Source organism: Bacteroides sp. 44_46, from assembly GCF_001915465.1.
GTDB lineage: Bacteria > Bacteroidota > Bacteroidia > Bacteroidales > Bacteroidaceae > Bacteroides > Bacteroides clarus.
Genome location: NZ_MNQO01000002.1, coordinates 122,012 through 143,127 on the forward strand (window position 1 = coordinate 122,012; position 21,116 = coordinate 143,127).

General features: G+C 45.2%; 16 protein-coding genes. 12 read left to right on the forward strand and 4 right to left on the reverse strand.

The window, feature by feature from the left end:
- The 7 genes from BHV73_RS01655 to glmM all read left to right on the forward strand — a co-directional run bounded on the left by BHV73_RS01655 (position 1) and on the right by glmM (position 8,864).
- Positions 1-1,791, forward strand: coding sequence for a chloride channel protein (locus BHV73_RS01655; protein WP_009122719.1), 1,791 nt, complete (start codon positions 1-3; stop codon positions 1,789-1,791).
- A 5-nt stretch (positions 1,792-1,796) separates the two neighbouring features.
- Positions 1,797-2,771: a methionyl-tRNA formyltransferase gene (fmt, locus tag BHV73_RS01660; RefSeq protein ID WP_181986653.1), complete on the forward strand. Its 975-nt coding sequence runs from the start codon at positions 1,797-1,799 to the stop codon at positions 2,769-2,771.
- Positions 2,772-2,841: 70 nt separating this feature from the next.
- On the forward strand, positions 2,842-3,492 hold the full coding sequence (gene rpe / locus BHV73_RS01665; protein WP_009122717.1) for a ribulose-phosphate 3-epimerase: 651 nt from the start codon (positions 2,842-2,844) through the stop codon (positions 3,490-3,492).
- Between the two features lie 51 nt (positions 3,493-3,543).
- Positions 3,544-5,598 (forward strand): ComEC/Rec2 family competence protein, encoded by a 2,055-nt coding sequence (locus BHV73_RS01670; RefSeq protein ID WP_118045987.1) that lies wholly within the window; start codon positions 3,544-3,546, stop codon positions 5,596-5,598.
- An 89-nt stretch (positions 5,599-5,687) separates the two neighbouring features.
- Positions 5,688-6,725 (forward strand): DHH family phosphoesterase, encoded by a 1,038-nt coding sequence (locus tag BHV73_RS01675; RefSeq protein WP_009122715.1) that lies wholly within the window; start codon positions 5,688-5,690, stop codon positions 6,723-6,725.
- Between the two features lie 103 nt (positions 6,726-6,828).
- Positions 6,829-7,449, forward strand: coding sequence for a BamK family beta-barrel-assembly machinery protein (gene bamK, locus BHV73_RS01680; protein WP_009122714.1), 621 nt, complete (start codon positions 6,829-6,831; stop codon positions 7,447-7,449).
- A 26-nt stretch (positions 7,450-7,475) separates the two neighbouring features.
- Complete coding sequence (gene glmM, locus BHV73_RS01685; RefSeq protein WP_009122713.1) at positions 7,476-8,864, forward strand: phosphoglucosamine mutase; 1,389 nt, start codon at positions 7,476-7,478, stop codon at positions 8,862-8,864.
- Positions 8,865-9,253: 389 nt separating this feature from the next.
- Here glmM and BHV73_RS01690 read toward each other — a convergent pair whose 3' ends face one another.
- On the reverse strand, positions 9,254-9,757 hold the full coding sequence (locus BHV73_RS01690; RefSeq protein ID WP_129618631.1) for an NUDIX hydrolase: 504 nt from the start codon (positions 9,755-9,757) through the stop codon (positions 9,254-9,256).
- Positions 9,758-9,822: 65 nt separating this feature from the next.
- Positions 9,823-11,052: an S-adenosylmethionine:tRNA ribosyltransferase-isomerase gene (locus BHV73_RS01695; protein ID WP_118045901.1), complete on the reverse strand. Its 1,230-nt coding sequence runs from the start codon at positions 11,050-11,052 to the stop codon at positions 9,823-9,825.
- Positions 11,053-11,425: 373 nt separating this feature from the next.
- Here BHV73_RS01695 and BHV73_RS01700 point away from each other — a divergent pair, with 373 nt between their 5' ends.
- From BHV73_RS01700 to BHV73_RS01710, 3 genes are all read left to right on the forward strand, one after another.
- Entirely contained in the window at positions 11,426-12,550 is a 1,125-nt protein-coding gene (locus BHV73_RS01700; protein WP_286736127.1) for a DUF2027 domain-containing protein, read from the forward strand.
- 10 nt (positions 12,551-12,560) lie between these two features.
- Positions 12,561-14,591 carry a tetratricopeptide repeat-containing sensor histidine kinase gene (locus BHV73_RS01705; protein WP_286736128.1) on the forward strand — a complete coding sequence of 677 codons (2,031 nt, stop codon included), beginning with the start codon at positions 12,561-12,563 and terminating at the stop codon, positions 14,589-14,591.
- A 128-nt stretch (positions 14,592-14,719) separates the two neighbouring features.
- Positions 14,720-15,472, forward strand: coding sequence for a LytR/AlgR family response regulator transcription factor (locus BHV73_RS01710; RefSeq protein ID WP_022219813.1), 753 nt, complete (start codon positions 14,720-14,722; stop codon positions 15,470-15,472).
- Positions 15,473-15,612: 140 nt separating this feature from the next.
- Here BHV73_RS01710 and BHV73_RS01715 read toward each other — a convergent pair whose 3' ends face one another.
- Both BHV73_RS01715 and hemW read right to left on the reverse strand, forming a co-directional pair.
- Entirely contained in the window at positions 15,613-15,966 is a 354-nt protein-coding gene (locus tag BHV73_RS01715; protein ID WP_009122706.1) for a hypothetical protein, read from the reverse strand.
- Positions 15,967-16,291: 325 nt separating this feature from the next.
- Positions 16,292-17,425, reverse strand: coding sequence for a radical SAM family heme chaperone HemW (gene hemW / locus BHV73_RS01720; protein WP_286736130.1), 1,134 nt, complete (start codon positions 17,423-17,425; stop codon positions 16,292-16,294).
- Positions 17,426-17,597: 172 nt separating this feature from the next.
- On the opposite strand from hemW, the gene BHV73_RS01725 reads away from it, so the two are divergent.
- Both BHV73_RS01725 and BHV73_RS01730 read left to right on the forward strand, forming a co-directional pair.
- Positions 17,598-20,375, forward strand: a complete 2,778-nt coding sequence (locus BHV73_RS01725; RefSeq protein WP_009122703.1) for a two-component regulator propeller domain-containing protein — start codon at positions 17,598-17,600, stop codon at positions 20,373-20,375.
- 216 nt (positions 20,376-20,591) lie between these two features.
- Positions 20,592-21,107 (forward strand): sigma-70 family RNA polymerase sigma factor, encoded by a 516-nt coding sequence (locus tag BHV73_RS01730; RefSeq protein WP_009122702.1) that lies wholly within the window; start codon positions 20,592-20,594, stop codon positions 21,105-21,107.
- The last annotated feature ends 9 nt before the right edge of the window (positions 21,108-21,116 follow it).

Consider the following 21,116-nt stretch of genomic DNA (forward strand, 5'->3'; position numbering starts at 1 on the left):
ATGGCTGGAGAAGAAAGAGGTTGGTTACAACGCTTTATCATTTGGCGTGAGAAGAATGTTAAGGAGAAACGGTTTATTCTGGTTCTTAGCTTTCTGGTCGGTATCTTTACGGCATTTGCCGCATTGATATTGAAAATGCTGATACACTGGATACAGAACTTTCTTACGGAGAACTTCGATACGACAGAGGCTAATTACCAGTATTTGATATATCCGGTGGTGGGAATCTTTTTGGCAGGGCTGTTTGTACGCTATGTCGTAAAGGATGATATCAGTCATGGGGTTACGAAAATTCTATATGCCATATCCCGCAGGCAGGGACGTATCAAACGGCATAATACGTGGTCGTCCATTATCGCCAGTTCCATAACAATCGGGTTCGGTGGTTCGGTCGGAGCGGAGGCTCCGATTGTGCTTACAGGCTCGGCCATCGGCTCTAATCTGGGAAGTCTGTTCAAGATGGAGCACCGCACGCTTATGTTACTGGTGGGATGTGGCGCCGCCGGTGCTGTGGCGGGTATTTTCAAAGCTCCGATTGCGGGGCTTGTGTTTACGTTGGAGGTGCTGATGATAGACTTGACCATGTCCTCGCTGCTTCCATTGCTGATTTCGGCAGTGACGGCGGCGACCGTTTCTTATATCGTGACGGGTACGGAAGCCATGTTTAAGTTTCATCTTGACCAAGCCTTTGAACTGGAGCGTATTCCCTATGTGATTATGCTGGGTATTTTCTGCGGACTGGTTTCTCTTTATTTTACCCGTGCCATGAATTCGGTGGAGGGTATGTTCGGTAAACTGAAAGTTCCTTATAAGAAACTGCTGGTGGGCGGTTCCATGTTGAGTATTCTGATATTCCTTTTCCCGCCGCTTTACGGTGAGGGCTATGATACGATAGAATTGCTGCTTAACGGTACAAGCAAAATTGAGTGGGATACGGTAATGAATAACTCTTTCTTCTACGGTCATAGCCAGTTGCTGCTGTTGTACCTGATGCTGATAATCCTGTTTAAGGTTTTCGCTTCGAGCGCAACGAATGGCGGTGGCGGGTGCGGTGGTATTTTTGCGCCTTCTCTTTATTTGGGATGTATTGCCGGATTCGTATTCTCCCACTTCAGCAATGAGTTTGAGACCACCGCTTTTCTGCCCGAAAAGAATTTTGCCCTGATGGGGATGGCGGGAGTGATGAGCGGTGTCATGCACGCGCCGCTGACGGGCGTATTCCTGATTGCCGAGTTGACGGGAGGGTACGACTTGTTCCTGCCGCTGATGATAGTTTCGGTCAGCTCTTATTTGACGATTATCGTTTTTGAGCCGCATAGCATTTACTCCATGCGTTTGGCAAAGAAGGGAGAACTGCTGACGCATCATAAGGATAAGGCGGTGCTGACGTTGATGAAAGTGGAAAATGTGGTAGAGAAAGATTTTATCGCAGTGCATCCGGAGATGGAACTTGCCGAATTGGTGAAGGCTATCTCCGCTTCTCACCGCAATATATTTCCGGTAACGGATAATGAGGGTAAACTAATCGGTATTGTCTTGCTGGACGATATACGCAATATCATGTTCCGCCAGGAACTGTATCATCGTTTTACGGTGGGTAAATTGATGACTTCCGCTCCGGCGCGTCTTTATAATACGGACAGCATGGAGCAGGTGATGCGTACTTTCGACGATACGAAAGCATGGAATCTGCCGGTAGTGGATGAAGAGGGCAAGTACCTCGGTTTCGTTTCCAAATCGAAGATATTCAACTCGTACCGTCAGGTATTGGTACATTTCTCGGAAGATTAAAAGAGATGATTATGAAGAAAGAAGATTTACGGATTGTATATATGGGTACTCCCGAATTTGCGGTGGAACCCTTGCGCTGCCTTGTGGAAGGCGGATATAATGTAGTAGGAGTGATTACTATGCCCGATAAGCCGGCAGGGCGAGGGCATAAGGTGCAATTCTCTCCGGTGAAACAATATGCGCTGGAGCATGACCTACCGCTTCTCCAGCCTGAAAAGTTGAAAGACGAAACGTTTGTCGGGGCTTTGCGCGCTTGGAACGCCGATTTACAGATTGTAGTCGCTTTCAGAATGTTGCCGGAAGTGGTGTGGAATATGCCACGTTTGGGAACTTTCAATCTGCATGCTTCGTTGCTGCCGCAATACCGCGGCGCCGCTCCTATCAACTGGGCGGTTATCAACGGTGATACGGAAACGGGTATCACTACTTTCTTCTTGAAGCATGAAATAGATACGGGAGAGGTTATCCAACAAGTCCGTGTCCCGATTGCTGACACGGATAATGTCGGTATTGTTCATGACAAGCTGATGATGCTTGGCGGCCGTTTGGTAACGGAGACGGTGGACGCTATTCTTGCCGATGCGGTAAGACCCGTTCCACAGGAAGAAATGGTTGTAGCGGGCGAACTGCGTCCGGCTCCCAAGATATTCAAAGATACTTGCCGTATCGATTGGAGTCAGCCGGTAAAGCGCATTTATGATTTTATCCGCGGTCTGTCTCCCTATCCCGCCGCATGGACGGAACTGGTACAGCCGGACGGAACGGTAGTGGTTCTGAAAATATTTGAAACGGAGAAAGTGGAACGCCCGCACTCATTCGCCCCCGGAACTTTGCAGACCGACGGTAAGACATATATTCGTATAGCGGGCGCAGACGGCTGGATTAGTGTGAACGCGTTGCAGCTTCCGGGTAAGAAACGGCTGAAAACGGATGAACTGTTACGGGGATTTAAATTGACAGAAGAATACAAGGTGCGCTGACTGTTAATCTGAAATCTTTTCTGTATATTTGTTTGTTGTAATTCATGTAACCTAATAGAATGTAACTGATATGAAACCTATAATATCCCCTTCCATACTGTCTGCCGATTTTGCGTATTTGGCAAATGATATTGAAATGATTAACGGCAGTGAAGCCGACTGGGTGCACATCGATATAATGGACGGCGTGTTTGTTCCCAACATCTCTTTCGGCTTTCCTGTGCTGAAATATGTGGCGAAGCTTACGGAAAAGCCTTTGGACGTGCATTTGATGATAGTGCAACCGGAAAAGTTTATTCCTGAAGTAAAGGCTTTGGGGGCGCGTATAATGAACGTGCACTATGAGGCGTGTCCGCATCTGCATCGGGTAGTGCAGCAAATCCGTGAAGCGGGAATGCTGCCTGCGGTTACTATCAACCCGGCTACTCCTGTGGCTATGTTGAGGGACATCATAGATGATGTTTATATGGTATTGATAATGGGGGTAAATCCGGGATTCGGCGGTCAGAAATTTATCGAGCATACCGTTGATAAGGTGCGCGAGTTGCGTGAATTGATAACGGTGACCGGTTCGGAGGCTCTGATAGAGGTTGACGGTGGTGTGAATTTAGAGACAGGCGCCCGTTTGGTAGAGGCAGGCGCTAATGCTTTGGTAGCCGGTAACGCCGTCTTTTCGGCTCCTGATCCGGCGGAAGCCATCCGCGCTTTGAAGAATCTGTAATATTTATTGATAACAGACAACTTACAACGGCATCCTTTCCTGCGACTGTTGATGCCGTTGGTCGGTGGAATAGTATATGGGGATAAATATCCTTATATACTGCCTGCCAGTCTATGGATAGCTGTAATCCTGCTGTTGATAGGCGCATATATTCTCAGCCGTAAGTATTATGCCCTTTGCAAGCTATATGGAGTTGTCGTATTTTTGGCTTGTTTCGTATTGGGCGGGGCTTTGGTAAGTTTACAGTTAAAGCAGGCTGACCATGCATTTCCGAATACGGAAAAATCTTCCGCTTATCAGGTTGTTCTTACGGCAAAGCCGGAAATCAAGAAAAACAGTATTCTGTTTCATGCCGTTTTGAGAGGAGAAGTGTTGAAGGACACGCTCTTATATGACTTTTCAGAAAAGACCTTCCTATTTTATTTCCCTAAAGATTCTGCGGCATATTCTCTGAAAAGAGGGGACAGGCTGTTGGTTTATGCCCGTTTGTCTCCACCGGTGAATAATGGAAATCCGGATGAATTCGATTATGCCCGTTATCTTCTCAGAAAGGGAATCTGCGGAACCGCTTATGTACATGCCGGACATTGGCGCAGAATTGGTTGTGACGGCTCCTCTACTTTTCGTCAGCAGGCTTCGGACTGCCGTGATAAGATGATTGCAGGGTATCGGAATATGGGTTTCCAAGGGGATGAGCTGGCGGTACTTTCTGCGCTTACGGTAGGCTGCAAGGAAGAGCTGAGCGAGCATGTAATCGAGACATATTCGGTAGCCGGAGCCAGCCATGTACTGGCGCTTTCCGGATTGCATATCGGTTTCATTTCGGCTTTATTATTGTTTGTTTTGTCGCCTTTGTGGAACAGGTGGCGGTTTTTGAAACCTTTTCTGCTGCTGTCGGTAATCTTGTTTTTATGGGGATTTGCTTTTCTTACCGGATTGTCCTCTTCTGTGGTACGCGCTGTTATCATGTGCTCGCTTTGGCTGCTTTCCGCTCTATTACCCACTTGCCAAAGGCTGACGCTGAATACGTTGGGAGCTACGGCTTTCTTGATGTTATTGTTCAATCCCGTATGGTTGTTTGATGTTGGTTTTCAACTGTCTTTTGCGGCTGTTACGGCGATTTTGCTCCTGCAACCCGGGTTATACGGCTTGTTGCCGGTTAAAAATACGGCGCTGCGAAAAGTTTGGGCCTTAATAACCGTTTCCATAGCTGCCCAAATAGGGACGGCGCCTCTGGTCATGCTTTATTTCTCACGTTTTTCCACGCATTTTCTCCTGACAAACTTATGGGTGATTCCGCTGGTGTCGTTGATTGTGTATGCGACTGTTGTATTGCTTGCCTTAACTCCTTTTCCCGGCTTGCAACATTTCTTTGCAGAGATGACAGAGATGTTGATTCGACTGCAAAATACGGTGCTCCGTTGGATTGAGCAACTTCCTTTGGCCTCTATCGACCATATCCGGATGGATATCCGGGAGGTCTTTCTGTTCTATTTCTCTTTGTTGTTATTGTGCCGTGCCGTAACAAGGCGTACGGCAACGAATGTTTATATCGCTTTGTCCGCTCTGCTGCTTTGCGTTTCCTATCATTCGTATTCGTTTATGGCGGATGCTTCCCGTCGCAGCCTTGTCTTCTATAATGTCCGGGGGTGTCCTGCGGTACATTGTTTGACCGATAACTCTTATTCATGGCTGGTTTGTACCGACAGCCTGTCCGATATTACCCGTTTGGAACGTGCGCTTACTCCCCATTGGAACCGTTTGCGTCTGAAATCTCCTGCCGTAATAACGGGAGATTATTCTGCGCCGGATATTTCTGTCCGGAATCAAATCGTGTTTTATGCAGGAAAACGTATTTGCCTGCTGTGCGATAACCGTTGGCGGAATAGAGTTGCCGATATTCCCATCTCTATTGACTATTTATATGTTTCTCAGGGATATAAAGGCGGTATAAAAGAGCTGGTTTCTTTATTTGAAGTGGGTACGGTAGTGATAGACTCATCCGTTTCCGATTATTATCAGGAGAGGATTATCAATGATTGTATTCGACTGGGAATTTCTTATCTTTCCCTTTCTGAAAAAGGTTCTGTGCGCATATCATTATAAATCATAAACTTTTTCGTACTTTTGCCCTTTCATTTGTTGGGGATAAACGGAATTCCCTGTTTATTCAGAACGTAAATCGTAAAAACTATATGTTGACTAAAGTAATAGAGCAATCTAAGATAGACCACTTTGCCAAGTGGATGGAACGTGCGGATAAAATTGTTATTGTTGCTCATGTGGCTCCCGATGGGGATGCAATAGGTTCTTCTTTAGGATTATGGCATTTTCTCAATACGCAAGACAAGGACGCGACTGTTATCGTTCCGAATGCTTTTCCGGATTTTTTGCGGTGGATGCCCGGCAGTAAGGACATACTTTTGTATGACCGCTATAAAGAGTTCGCCGATAAATTGATAGCGGAGGCAGATGTGATATGTTGCCTTGATTTCAACGCCATCAGCCGTATCGATGCAATGGCGGATGCCGTATCTGCTTCTCCTGCACGGAAAATACTGGTAGACCATCATCTGAACCCGGAAGATTTTTGCAGAATCATAATTTCCCACCCCGAGATATCTTCTACTTCGGAGCTTGTTTTTCGTCTGATCTGCCGCATGGGATATTTCAGTGACATCACAAAGGAAGGAGCGGAATGTATCTATACAGGTATGATGACCGATACGGGCGGCTTTACATATAATTCCAATAATCGTGAAATATACTTTATCATCAGCGAGTTGCTCTCAAAAGGCATTGACAAGGACGATATTTACCGGAAAGTGTATAACACCTATTCCGAGAGCCGTTTGCGTCTTATGGGGCATGTGCTGTCACAGATGAAAGTCTATCCGGAACATCATGCCGCTTTGATTACGCTGACCAAGAAAGAACAAAGCAATTTCAACTATATCCGCGGCGATAGCGAGGGTTTTGTAAACATACCGTTGAGTATCAAAAATGTAGTGTTCTCCTGTTTCCTGCGTGAGGATACGGAAAAGCCGATGATAAAGGTCTCCTTGCGTTCGGTAGGAAGTTTTCCTTGCAACCGGCTCGCTGCTGAGTTTTTTAACGGCGGCGGACACTTAAATGCTTCCGGCGGAGAATTTTACGGAACGTTGGAAGAAGCTGAAAAAGTGCTGGAGCTGGCGTTGGAAAAATTTAAGCCACTGCTTAATGCCAAAGGATAAAAAAAGTTTGGCTGTAAAGGTTAAAAGATACGAACTTTCCACTTGCAGCTTTTAACTTTCAAGGAAATCAGATATTTTTGTACGAAATTACTAAATAACAGAAATGAAGAAACTTACTTTATTCTTTTTGTCTTTATTGGCACTCAGTTTGGGCTTTCAGGCCTGCGATGATAGCAAGACCTATGCAGAGATGCTGGAAGAGGAAAAAGACGGTATAAATGACTTTATCAAAAAGAATGACTTTAAGATAATCTCACAATCGGAGTTTTATGCACAGGACTCTACGACAAAGTCTAAGGAAAAAGGAGACGGCGTGGATGAGTTTGTGCAGCTTGCCAGTGGAGTATATATGCAGATTGTAGATAAAGGCTCCGAGAACGAGGCTGATACGGTGAAGAATAATGATGAGATACTGGTACGTTTTATGGAGTACAGTATCCTTGATAAAGATACCGCGTTATCTAATTTGAGCGCTGTGGAAACTGTGGACGCATTCCGTTATACGGTGACCTCGTCTTCCATAGCGGGAACTTTCTTGCAGGGATACATGATGACCTACTATTCTTCGCCGGCTGTTCCGGCAGGATGGCTTGTTCCATTGACTTATGTGCGTGATATGGCTCACGTAAGACTGATTATTCCTTCCAAGATGGGACATCAGACGGCTATGCAATACGTATATCCTTATTATTACGATATCCGGAAATATCAAATCTGGAAATAACTAACCAATATTTAAATTATTAACCTATGACTCTAATCAAATCTATCTCTGGAATCCGCGGAACGATCGGCGGTGGTGTAGGCGAGGGGTTGAATCCGCTCGACATCGTGAAGTTTACTTCGGCATACGCTACCCTTATCCGCAAAACGTGTACTGTAAAAAGTAACAAGATTGTAGTAGGCCGTGATGCGCGCATCTCGGGCGAAATGGTAAAGAATGTGGTAGTAGGTACCCTTATGGGTATGGGCTGGGACGTAGTGGACATTGATTTGGCTTCTACCCCGACCACTGAGTTGGCTGTAACCATGGAAGGCGCCAGCGGCGGTATTATCCTGACCGCCTCTCACAATCCCAAACAGTGGAATGCTTTGAAGCTTCTGAATGAAAAAGGAGAATTCCTGAATAAAGAAGAAGGAAACGAGGTACTTCGTATCGCTGAGGCCGAAGCTTTCGATTTTGCGGAAGTGGATAAACTCGGCTCTTACCGTAAAGACCTGACTTATAATCAAAAACATATTGATAGCGTACTTGCGCTTGATTTAGTGGATGTGGAAGCCATTAAGAAAGCCGGTTTCCGTGTAGCCATTGATTGTGTAAACTCTGTGGGCGGTATCATCCTTCCGCAACTGTTGGAGCAACTTGGAGTACAGCATGTGGAAAAACTCTATTGCGAACCTACCGGTAACTTCCAGCATAACCCTGAACCTCTGGAAAAGAATCTGGGTGACATCATGAACCTGATGAAAGGCGGTAAGGCCGATGTCGCTTTTGTGGTGGACCCGGATGTAGACCGTTTGGCTATGATTTGTGAAGATGGCAAAATGTATGGTGAAGAATACACGCTGGTTACCGTAGCCGATTATGTATTGAAGCATACTCCGGGCAATACGGTTTCTAACTTGAGTTCTACCCGTGCATTGCGTGATGTAACCCGTAAATACGACCAACAATATTACGCTTCCGCCGTAGGTGAAGTGAACGTAACTACCAAGATGAAAGAGGTAGGCGCTGTTATCGGCGGCGAAGGCAATGGTGGAGTCATTTATCCCGCCAGCCACTACGGACGCGATGCCTTGGTGGGTATTGCCCTGTTCCTTAGCCATCTGGCACACGAGGGTAAGAAAGTAAGCGAACTGCGTGCCACTTATCCGGCTTATTTCATGGCTAAGAACCGTGTAGACTTAACTCCGGATACGGATGTCGATGCCATCCTTGCCAAAGTAAAGGAAATCTATAAAAACGAAGAAATCAATGACATCGACGGTGTAAAGATTGACTTCCCCGACAAATGGGTACATTTACGCAAGAGTAACACAGAACCGATTATTCGTGTTTATAGCGAAGCGGCTACGCCGGAAGCAGCCGAAGAAATCGGTCGGCAGATTATGAAAGTAATCGAGGACTTGGCGAAATAAGATAAGGAAGCTAATAAGAAAGAGGGTGTGTCGAAACCCTCATAAATAGAAAATCACCCTCGCTACGACTATCTGTGGCGAGGGTGATTTTCTATTTATGAGGGGAGTTTTGACACACCCTTTTAAATAAGTGTTGAAATTTAATTTATATCAGTAACGATGATATAGCGTAACCTAAGGCTGAAAGCCTTTTTATCTTATAGCCCGGGGTAACACCCCGGGAGTACTTACAGGGCGCAGAATACCGGGAACATTTATTCCCGGGGTGTTACCCCGGGCTTATAGATAAGAGTCTTTCAGGCTGAAAGCTAAAATCCTTTAGGCTTAAAACTAAAATCTTTTCAGGCTTAGATTATTCTTGCTATAAATTAAATTTCAACACTTACTTATTATATCAGCTTTACTCGTTCTATCTCCTGCTCGAAATTGGGCGTGAATATCCCTTTTCCTATATTCTCTTTGATTTCCTCTATATTCCAGAAACGTCCGCCATCCAACTCGTCGCTGGGATGTATCTCGCCGTCGTATACGGTTTTGTGTACAAACACGAGCTCTTTCTCGCGTGCGGATTCAAAAACATAATTGGTGATGGCTTCCGGTGTGAAGTCGGTTATCCCTAACTCCTCGCGTACTTCCCGTTTCAAGGCCATTTCCACACTTTCGCCCAAATCAACGTGTCCGCCTACCGACGTATCCCACTTGCCGGGTTGTATATCTTTCCATTCGGGACGTTTCTGCAGATATAATTCTCCTTTGGAGTTGAATACATGCAGATGAATTACGGGGTGCAGAAGCTTGCTTCCGTTGTGGCATTCGCCGCGGGTGGCTGCACCTATAATGTTCCCTTGTTCATCGACAAGGGGAAACATTTCCTGATTGTTGTCGCTGTTCATTTTATTCAGAGCTTTTTATGGGTGTTATCAATAAAAATGTCGTGCCGGATATCCTTTAAAGAATATCAAGGTATCAGCAGCGACGAATCACCGTAACTCAAGAACCGGAAATCATGGGCAAGGGCATAGTCGTAAATCTTCCGCCAATCTCCATGTAGAAATGCCGAGACAAGCAGTAACAGTGTGCTTTGCGGCTGGTGGAAGTTGGTCACCATGGCTTTTACGATTCTGTACTCGTATCCCGGAGCAATGATGATTTGCGTGCTGGTATGCAACGTTTCCATGTGATGCCGGTCAAGATAGGCTATGATTGCTTGCAAGGCGTCTACGGCAGGTGTGGCAGCCGTTTCAGGAGTCATCTCATAGGGTTGCCATTGCTTTACATGCAAATCCTCTTCTGTGGCGTCGGGATTGTTCAGAAGAGTAACACCTATGTGATAGAGACTTTCCAGCGTACGTACGGAAGTTGTTCCTACCGCAATGGCTTTTCCTTCGTGCGCTACGAGCTTCTCCAGCGTACTGCGATTGACGGATATGTATTCCGTGTGCATTTCGTGCCCTTCTATCTCTTCGCTTTTGACGGGCTTGAAAGTCCCGGCTCCTACGTGCAGCGTCAGTTCTTCCGGCTCCACTCCTTTCCCGCGCAAAGCGTCCAAAACCCGTGGAGTAAAGTGCAGTCCGGCGGTTGGAGCGGCTACCGAGCCTTTTATTTTGGAATAAACGGTCTGGTAGGTTTCCTTATCACTTTCCTGTGTCTCCCTGTTCAGATAAGGCGGGATAGGCAACTCTCCGAACACCTCGAGAATATCGGCGAATGTTATTTCCGGATTGTTCCAACGAAAATCCACCCAATGACTGGTACCATGGCACGCTCCCCGTTCGGCAGTCAAGGTAAGCGGTTTTCCTTTCACAACCATTTCCCGTTTTAACGTACCTTCTTTCCACTTTTTCAGATTTCCTATCATGCAGAGCCATGCGGCGTGTTCCGTCTGCTGAAAATTAAGAGCGTAGTCGTTGGGTCGGATAGGTTCGAGGCAGAACACTTCGATAAGCGCTCCCGTCTCTTTATGGAAGTGCAGACGCGCCTGGATAACCTTGGTGTTATTAAAAATCATCAGGCTGTTGGCCGGAAGGTAATCGGGCAGGGAGGTGAATACGTCTTCGGAAACCTCACCGTGGCGATACAGCAATAACTTGGATTGGTCGCGTACAGGCAATGGAAACTTGGCGATGCGCTCATCCGGCAAGGGATAATTGAATTCGCTGATTCTAATATGTCTGGGATCTTCTTTCATATCTTTGTTTTATTAGGGACTGCAAAGGTACGGATATTTGGGAAGATTTGAATTATATGCAGGCAATTAATGATTGTCTTGCCGAAGCGCCCGGAGAGTTACTTTACTTACCACGCAATCTTGGAACGGAAGTTATGTTTATAGAAATCAAAGTTTGATTCTTATAAACTAAAGCTTTATTCTTAGAAATGAAACTTCTGTTTTAAGATTGCATCGCATGAATAAAAACTTTGCGATACAAACAAAGTATGTTTGTATATAATCATCAAATAATTCCTAACTTTGCGAGAGATAAAAGAGGATGCCGGAATCGCATGTCTGCCATGGTTTTGACGCATCTTCCGGGTAATGATAAAAAAACAGAATAGAAAGTATGAAAATAGGAGATAAAGTACGCTTCCTCAGTGAAGTAGGCGGTGGTGTCGTGACGGGCTTCCGTGGAAAAGACATAGTATTGGTAGAAGATGCCGACGGTTTTGACATTCCGATGCCGGTGCGCGAATGTGTGGTGATTGAAACAGATGATTATAATATTCCCACTTCGGCTTCTAAAGCAGCCAAGAAGAGGGCGGAGGAGCAATCGGCGGCTCGTACGGTTGTTGCAACCTCAAAGCCGGCATCTTTCGCTTCGGGCTCCGGACAGCGGGTGGAGCGTCCGGTCGAACCCCGGATATCCGTTTATCGTCAGCCGGAAATGAAGGGCGGTGATGTACTGAATGTATACCTTGCCTTTGTTCCGGAGGATATCAAGGCGGTAAGCACCACTCCGTTTGAGGCCTATTTGGTGAACGATAGCAATTACTGTATGTATTATACATATTTAAGCGCGGAAGGCAAGTCGTGGACTGTCCGTTCGCATGGTCTGATAGAACCGAATACAAAGCTTTTGTTAGAGGAATTTGAAAAATCGGAGCTGAATGACAGGGAGCGTGCAGCCGTTCAGTTGGTCGCTTTCAAGGACAATCGTTCTTTTGCCATGAAGCCTGCTGTCAATGTGGAAATTCGTATCGATACGGTGAAGTTCTATAAACTGCATACATTCCGGCAGACCGACTTTTTTGACACTCCCGCGCTTATGTACGATGTGGTGAAGAATGACGCTCCTGCCAAACAGGTTTACGTGTCGGCCGAGGATTTGCAGGATGCCCTGATGCAAAAGAAAACGGTGGATGTCCCGTCCAAGCCTCAGACTATCGTCAAGCGGGGCGGCAAAAATGAAATCATCGAAGTGGATTTACATATCGGCGAATTGCTGGATGATACGCGTGGCATGAGTAACAGCGAGATATTGAACTACCAGTTGGATAAGTTTCGCGAGGTAATGGAGCAATACAAGAATAAGCGTGAGCAGCGTATCGTCTTCATTCATGGCAAGGGAGACGGTGTGCTTCGCAAAGCCTTATTGGATGAGATGAAACGGAAATATACGGCTTGTAAGACACAAGACGCTTCTTTCCAGGAATATGGGTTCGGAGCTACGATGGTTACAATAAAATAAAACACGGAGTATGCGGAGCGGTCTGAAAAGCTGCATCGGTTTCTTTCTTCTTCTATGGACGGGGATTGTATTGCCGGGCGCCTGTACTTGTAAAGGCGGCGGTGACGTGATATCTGAAATGCGGGAATTCGATTCTTTTTTCAGTACTCATGTCGATTCTGTGGCAACGGCTCCGCGCAGGATGAGGACACAGGTCTTGCAAAGAATGAAGGCTGCGAAAGACAGTCTGGTACGGTACAACTATCTTTCCGTCGCTTTGAAAACCTGCCTGGCCACTTCCGATATCGATTCTGCGCAACTTTTGATTCGGGAGATTGAGGATTTTACCGGCAGACAGCCTTTCTCGCACCGATTGGCCGATTTGCAGTCCGAATGTTTCAATATGAAGGGTAATATCTATTCGAGAAAAGGGTATATAGATTCCGCGGAAGTTTGCTTCAAGAAAGCTTATGAATGGAGATTGCAGGGAACGAAACCGGAGACCGTTCCGGACATTCTGATAAACCTTGCCGATGCCAACAATCATTTGGGAAGGCTGGATATGGGTGTTTTCTGGTACAGGAAGGCACTGTTGATTTGTGATTCGCTGAATATGCCTTCGGATAGAAAGTTTCCCATCTACTATGGATTGGCGCAGGGATATATGACACTGCGCGACTATGAGCAATGTGACTACTATTCGGAACTTGCGGCTAAGAACTATGATGAGATGCTTCCGGATGAAAAGCATTTTTATCTGAATAATCGCGGAAACTCGTATTATTACCGGGGGGATTACGCTACGGCAATCGGTTACTTCAGGAAGGTGGTGGAGCTTGTGAAAGATTATCCTGATATGCGCTGGGGGCTTAATCTGAGTTACTTGAACCTGAGCGACTGTTTTCTTCAACGGAACGAAGCGGATTCGGCTGCCAAATATCTGGATTTGTGCGAGCCTTTCTTTAAAGAGATAGGTTCCACTACCGCGCTTTATTATATCGATACGCAGAAAATAGAGCTGGCTTTGCAGCGTAAAGACTTTGCGGAGGCACGGCGGTTGCTGACGGTGAGTAAAGCTTCGCCGGAGATAGACGCGGACATGATACATATCCGTAATAAATATTTGCAGCAATTTCACGAAGAAACCGGTAATTATCAGCGGGCATACGATTATCTGAAGAAAAATGACCGCTTGGACGACTCTATTCGCAATGAGCGTATAAGGATGCGTACGGCGGATTTGACTTTGCGTTATCAGCAGGACTCTACCTTGATGGCGCATAAGGTCTTGTTTCAGAAACAGGAAAACGAGGTGCTGGCATTGAGGCAAACTCGTCTCGTGACATTGGCGATTGCCGTTATAGCGTTCTTGATTGCCGTTTTTCTTTATCTTTATAATAGGAAGAAGCATGATTTACTGCTCGCTCAAAATCGCAGGACAGTCTCTACGCTCCGTCTTGAGAATATCCGTAACCGCTTGTCTCCTCATTTTATATTCAATGTTCTCAATCAGGAGGTTGTGAACCGTAGGGAAGAGGAGAAGCAGGAGTTGGCGTCATTAGTGAAACTGATGCGGCGAAATCTGGAACTGGCGGAACAGTTATGTGTCACTTTGTCCGAGGAGCTGGATTTTGTCGGAACTTATATCGACTTGGAACGCCGTTCGCTCGGAGCGACTTTCCGCCCGGATATTAAAATAGCGGAAGATGTGCATCCTGAACAGGTATGGCTGCCCTCTATGATGATACAGATTCCGGTGGAAAATTCCGTAAAACATGCGTTGAGAGGCAAGGAGGGAGAACGGAATTTATGGATTACCGTAGACCGGCAGGAGAGAGGCATTCGCATTAAGATAACGGATAACGGTGGCGGTTATCGTCCGGACAGCCGGCATAGAGGCACAGGTACAGGCATGAAAGTCATCATGCAAACGATTCAGATTCTGAATATGAAAAATAAGGAAGCGATTGATGTCGCCGTGCATAACGTGACTTTGCCGGGTGGCGAGGTAGGATGTGAAGTAACTTTTCTGTTACCGGATAAGTACGATTATAAAATCTAAGAATAGCCGCTTAGTTATGTTTTTAGGGGTGATAGAACGGGTTATGGATGAATAGTCTGTAAATGTCCGTTTCTGGTTTTGTATGGAAACAAGAAAATTTTTATATTCGCCAAAACAAAACATGGAATATGGACAAGTACAAAGTCGTTATAGTAGATGATGATGAAGTATCTCTTGAAAATCTGAGCTTTGAATTACGGAAAGATGCTCGCTTTTCTTTGGAAGGCACTGCACGAAACGGCAGGAAAGGGAAAAAGCTGATTACGAAAGTACAACCCGATTTGCTGTTTTTGGATGTGGAGATGCCGGATATGACGGGGCTGGATCTGTTGCAGGAGATGCGCGATAACGTGGCGTGGAATATGAGGGTCGTGTTTTATACGGCGTATGACAAGTATATGATACAGGCTATTCGGGAAGCTGCGTTCGATTATCTGTTAAAGCCTTTTGAAGAACAGGATCTGAAAGATATTCTGACGCGTTTCGTCAAACAGGTTGAAGCCGGCCAGCGGGTGTCGCTACCGGTAGGGAGTCCTGTGCACACCGGGCAGACTTTCATCGTTTTTACTCCGACTAATGATATGCGTGCCCTGCGTCCGGCGGAGATCGGCTTTTTCCGTTACTGCTCCGAACGCAAGCAGTGGGAGGTAATATTGAATAACCAGCCGCCTCTGACTTTACGCCGGGGAATGACTGCCGAACAAATTACTTTGTATTCTCCGTGTTTTGTACAAATACATCAATCGTATATCATCAATATAGATTATCTGATGCTTATACGGGATAATAAGTGCGTTTTATATCCGCCTTTTGACAAAGTTACCGAATTGCTTGTTTCAAAAAAATATAAGAAAGAATTACAAGATCGTTTCTGCTTGTGAAAGTAGGCCAATAACTGGTTTAGGAAGTTGATGTCGTCATTACTCTAACGATATTGACAAGCAAAAAAAGGGTACTGAACTAATCAGTACCCTTTTTATCTATTTTAAAATACATTTTCCGTATTTATCGGAAGTGAATGTTACTTCACTTCGATACCTTTGTTTTGCAACGTAACATTCAAAACTTTGGCATAGTCGGAATATTGTTTTTCGTTCAAAGTTCTTTTCATTAATTTCAAGTTACCGTAAACCGCGTTACGCAGCAACTTTTCCTGATTCTTCTTTGAGCTTGTAGCACGCGACATCTGCTCGTCGAAGTATTCACAGATATTTGTGACTTCTTCCTGCTGATTGGCGGACAAATTCAAATACTTACTCAATTTGTTTACGTTGATGTTACCTTCCCATCTTGCAGTTGTCGGTTGATTCCCTGCTGCAAATGTGCTGGCAGCCAGACATACTGCTGCCACTAATGTTAATCCTAAACGTTTCATAATACCTACTTTTTAATTGTTATACCTAAAAACTAATCTAATAATAAATCTAATACCTACTGAAAACAATTGTAAGCGCTTAGCTTTTTCTTTTTACCTATGCAAATATAGGAATATGTTTTATAACACAAAAATGAATAGAAGGAAAAGTGCGGGTTGCACCTTCATTTCTTGATTTACATCAATTAATGACTATGAAAATGAACAAAATCGGCTTTATTTTGTAATGCAGATGTAATATGGAAGACGAATTTGTGTTAATATGATAGTAAAATAGAGATACTGGTGTACAAAAAGATATGCTTGTCTGCTCCGGGGACGGCTTTCAATCTTCTATGAACATTAAATCACTCATAATGCTGTCTGATACAAAGATTCCCTTACGGGTAAGACAGAGGTGACTGTCGCGTATTTCTAATTTTCCGCTATCGAGGTGCGGACGCGCCATATTCATACAGTATTGCCATAGTTCCTTGCCGAATTCCCGTTCCAAATCATTCAGGGACAGTCCCCGCTTGGTGCGAATGGAGGTCATGATGCATTCGTTATAGCGGGTGGTACGGTCTAAATATTCATTTTCGAACCGGCGGTGATTGTTTTCGATGGAATGTATGTAGTCTTCCAACGAGGATATGTTCCACTCACGGGTATCTGTGTTGAATGAATGTGCCGAAGGACCGCAACCCAAGTAGGGAATTCCCTTCCAGTAAGATGTATTGTGGCGGGAATACATGCCCGGACGGCAGAAATTGGATATTTCGTAGTGCTCGTAGCCGGCATTGCCAAGCGTGTCCATAAGGGTGGAGAAGAAGCGAAGGCTGCTTTCTTCGTCTACTTCGCGGATACGGTGCGTTTGCAGAAGTTCGTAGATGCGGGTGCCTTCTTCGTATGTCAGGTGGTAAGCGGAGATATGCTCTACGTCAAGGCTGACGGCTTGTTGCAAATCACGTTTCCAGCGTTCGTCCGTTTCGCCGGGAAGGCCGTAGATAAGGTCGATGCTTATATTGTTGAAACCCGCACGGCGGCAATGATGTACGGCATTGACGGCTTGCGTCGCGTTATGGCGGCGGTTCAGCAGTTTCAGGGTAGCGTCGTCAAAAGTTTGTATTCCCATGCTGATACGGTTGAAAGGCAATCGTTGCAGCATGACGGCGTATTCTTCGGTCAGGTCGTCGGGATTGGCTTCAAGAGTAATTTCCCGGCACTGCTCCATTCCATAGTATTTCCGGATGGTTTCAAATATTTCCCGGAAATCTTCTTCCGCAAGTTGTGAAGGGGTGCCGCCACCAAAGTAAATCGTTTCGACGGGCTCTTCTCTCAGATATTCTTTCCGTATTTGCAACTCTTTACACAACGCATGGATGTAGCGGCCTTTCAGTTTGCTACGGGTGGTGGAGTAGAAATCGCAATAAATGCAACGTGTCTTGCAAAAGGGAATATGGATGTAGATACCTGCCATGTGCCTGTAAGTTGGTTGGGGCGCAAATATACAATTTTTTTCTGCTTTGAATTGAGTGATTCTTAATCTTTGCCTGTATTTAATACTAAAATGGATATTGAAATGCGGAAGGACTGTGTTTTTTCCTTATATTTGTAGCGTTGTCACGGCAACGGAATCCAATTTACATTGTATGAAAAGCATAACACTCAGATATATAGTAGCACTTTTTGTTCTGTTGGTTTCTTATGCTCCTTACGCACAGACATCTATATTCCGTGGCCTGTCCGTCACCGAGGGACTTTCCGATTTGGTGGTCAATGCTTTGTACAAAGATTCGATAGGATATGTATGGATTGGTACGGGAACTTCATTAGAGCGTTTTGACGGCGTCCACCTGAAACGTTATCCTGTCTCAGGCAATAATGAAAAGTTGAAGCGTGTCAATGCCATTGCCGAAACGGAAGGTAACCAGATATGGATGGGAAATGGCATGGGATTGTGGCGCGTGAATCATGAGAAACGCGAGCTGGATGCCATCGCTGCGGAAACAATCAAATGCGGTGTCCGTTCTTTGTTGGCCGACGGCAAGGGGGGACTTTACATCGGCAGTGAGGCGGGGCTGTTTATTTACCGGCAAGGACGGTTGGAACATATTCTGATAGACCCCAACGTATTATCCGCTGCCAATATCATCAACGGGCTGAGTTTCGGAGAAAACGGAATCTTATGGATGGCTACATCGAGCGGACTTTACTCGCTGGAATTGGAAAACCGGAAAATAGTTCCTTATTATTTCATAGTGGAAGACAAGCATATTTGCTCGTATACCAATATCGCCCGTATCGGTCCGGTTATCTATTTGGGTACGATGGGGCAGGGAATCGCTTGTTTTGATACCCGTACGCATAAGTTCGACTCTTATCTGGATGTAGGTTGCAATGTAATATCTTCCTTGTCTTGTGACGGGAAGGATTTGTTGTATGTAGGTACGGACGGCAACGGGGTGCACTTTATTTCCACGAAACAGGGCAGGATAGTCCGTTCTTTCCAGCATGAAGTCGGAAAAGGCGGTAGTTTGCGTTCCAATTCGGTGTATTCCCTGCTGGTGGACAGGGACGGGTTGATTTGGGTGGGTTTCTATCAATTGGGATTGGATTATACGCTTTATCAGAGCGAATTGTTCCGTACGTACAGTTATCCGCCTTATTTTGATACAAAGGATATGCCTGTAAGGACCATAACTTTCCGGGGAAGTGAAAAACTGATAGGTTCTCGTGACGGTTTATATTTTATTGACGAGCAGCGGGGAAGGTATGCCGGTTTCAGCGCTCCGCAGTTGCGTTCCAGTATGATTATTTGTAGTTATGCCTTTCAGGGGAAGTATTATGTCGGAACTTATGGCGGCGGGATGTATGTGCTGGATCCTGTAACATTGACCATTAGCGATTTTGAGCCTCGCGTGGCGCAACCTTTTGTCAAGGGGCAGATATTCTGTATTAAGTCTGATGCGGAAGGATGCTTATGGATAGGGACCTCTGTCGGCTTATTCCGCTATAAGGACGGCAGGATGCTGAACCATTATACGAGTGCCAACTCTAAGCTGCCTGAGGGGAATGTATATGAGATTTACTTTGATTCTACACGTAAGGGGTGGGTTTGTACGGAGAATGGCATGTGCATCTGGGACCCTTCTTCCGAAAGTTTAAAAGTGGATATCTTTCCGGAGGGATTTATTCATAAGGAGAAAATCCGTACCGTATTTGAAGATTCCGCGCATCAGCTTTATTTCCTGCCGGACAAAGGCCCTATGTATATATCCGATTTGTCGATGAATCATTTCCGCCATTTGCAGCCTAATACCTTGCTCGAGGGTAAGGATTGCATGTCTATGATAGAAGATGATGAGGGCTGGCTATGGATCGGTACCAGCAACGGCTTGTACCGGTATGACAAGAAGGACACGTTTATCCTGTATCATTTCATAGACGGGATTCCCAGTCCTATCTTTATATTCTGCCTGCCTGTAAAAGACGGGCAGGGCCGTATCTGGATGGGAAACTCGAAAGGGTTGATTTATATGAATACTCACGCCGAAGGAGAGTTTCTGCAACATAATCGCCCTTTGAGGATTACAGATGTCTTTGTAAACGGCAAACATCCGGTAGCGCCCGCATGGAATAAGGATAAGATGCGGGTGGATTTGGAAAATTCGCAAAACAATCTGACGGTTCGCTTTTCCGCTTTGAATTTTACCGATCCCAGTTATATGTCTTATGAGTGCAAGCTGGAAGGTAAGGAAGAAGGCTGGCAGATGCTGATGGGGCGGTCGGATATCACTTATTATGATTTGTCGTCAGGCAATTATTGCTTTAAGGTGCGGCGTGTCGGTGTGGCCGATTCGGAAATCAGTATGGCGGTACATATTGCCTATCCGGTTATGGCCTGGATTGTGGGGGCGGTTATTCTGATTGTCTTGTCGCTTTTGTGCGTTTTTTATTTTTACAGGCGGAGAGGGAAGTCAAAGAAAACGGTTGAGCCTTTGCCTGTTGCCGAAGTAGAGCCCAAGACCGCTGTCACGGAAGAAAAGTACAAGACCAGTAAAATCAGTCTTGAAGAATGCGAGCGTCTCACCGGGAAATTGGAGAATATCATGCATCGTGAGAAGGCTTATACAAATCCGGATTTGAAAGTGGCGGATTTGGCGGCTATGATAGGGACGTCCGCCCATACTCTGTCCTATCTTTTTAATCAGCATCTGAACCGTAATTACTATGACTATATCAACGATTACCGTATCGCTGAATTCAAACATTTGATTGCTAAAGATGAATACTCCAAATATACTCTTGGCGCGCTTGCCGAACTTTGCGGTTTCAGTTCTCGCGCCTCTTTCTTCCGTTACTTTAAAAAGGCCACGGGCATTACTCCCAATGAATACATTCGCAGTATCGGAAAAACGAATGAATAACCGTGGAATTTATTCTTGAAATGACTGCCGGAGTCTCAAATTATTAGTTGATACTGGGAGTCCCAAATTCTTAAATCTTTGTTTTATTGTGTTTTACGCTTGTTTTAGTCTAATAGGATTAAGCGAGATTTATTAGGCATGGTAGAATGATGTTATCTGTGTATGTATCTATATCTTTGCTTTCGTAAAACAAACGTAAACCCAAAAATCTGAGATATGGAAAACAGTACGATGACAACTTCTCAATTAATAGCCGATTCTTATGTAAGCTATCATAACCAGGTTTATCTGTATATATTACATAAGGTAAACTGCCGGGAAGAGGCTGAAGATTTATCACAGGATGTATTCCTGCGGTTAATGGAATACAAGCAGATGCTCCGTCCCGATACAGTGAAATTTTTTATTTATACCATTTCCCGCAATCTGGTGAATGATTATTTGCGTCGTTTTTATAAGAAGCAGGAAATTTCCTCTTATATGTACGATCATGCCGAAACTTGTACCAACGATACCGAGAGCCGTATAATATCTGATGATTTAGCCGCTTTGGAACAACGTAAACTCAGTGTCCTTCCCACTCAACGCAGGAAAATTTATACGATGAGCCGTTTTGAGGATAAGTCGATAGCGGACATATCTTCGGAATTGAACCTTTCACACCGTACGGTGGAAAACCACCTGCGTATCGGACGGCATGAGGTCCGTGAATATATCAGACAATGTATATAATAAATATAG